Source organism: Siphonobacter sp. BAB-5405, assembly GCF_002872335.1.
Taxonomy (GTDB): Bacteria; Bacteroidota; Bacteroidia; order Cytophagales; family Spirosomataceae; genus Siphonobacter.
The window spans coordinates 1-541 of the sequence record NZ_NJAG01000235.1; the positions used below are offsets into that span (position 1 = coordinate 1).

Below are 541 nucleotides of genomic sequence, written 5' to 3' on the forward strand. Positions count from 1 at the left end.
GTTCACGCAAGGACAGCAATTACCCAGCTCTTCGCTCAATCCAGGCCAGCTAACGGGGATGCTGGTGGATTCCCTGACGAGTCAGCCTGTACCTTTTGCGAGTGTAGCCCTTCTGTCCGAATCCGGAACCCTGATTACGGGTCAGACGACTTCTGAATCCGGTCAATTTTCCTTTGCAAAACTCAGTAACGGAAATTATGGATTGAAAATCACCTACGTCGGCTACCAGTCCCGTACCCCTGAGCGGCATACGAATCACCGATAGCCAACCCCTCCAGAATTTGGGTACTATTCGGCTAAAGGCCCTGAGCCGTCAGTTAAACGAAGTACGGATTAGTACCCGGAAAGTATTGATTGAAGAGAAGGCGGATCGGCTGGTGTATAACGCGGCCAGTGATCTGACCAATAAGGGRGGTACCGCCGTGGACGTGTTGCGGAAGGCTCCCATGCTTACTGTTGATGTCTCCGGGAAAGTTCAGATTCGGGGTAGTTCAAGTATCAAAGTATTGTTAAACGGACGTCCTTCGGGCTTGCTGGCTCG

The 541-nt window shown here is 51.7% G+C and carries 1 protein-coding gene and 1 pseudogene; both read left to right on the forward strand.

From position 1 onward, the window contains the following. On the forward strand, positions 1–265 hold a 265-nt coding region (locus BWI97_RS28865), incomplete at its 5' end, for a carboxypeptidase regulatory-like domain-containing protein (RefSeq protein WP_233208107.1). Positions 266–281: 16 nt separating this feature from the next. Continuing rightward, positions 282–541: pseudogene (locus BWI97_RS28870) on the forward strand (TonB-dependent receptor); the annotation flags it as partial.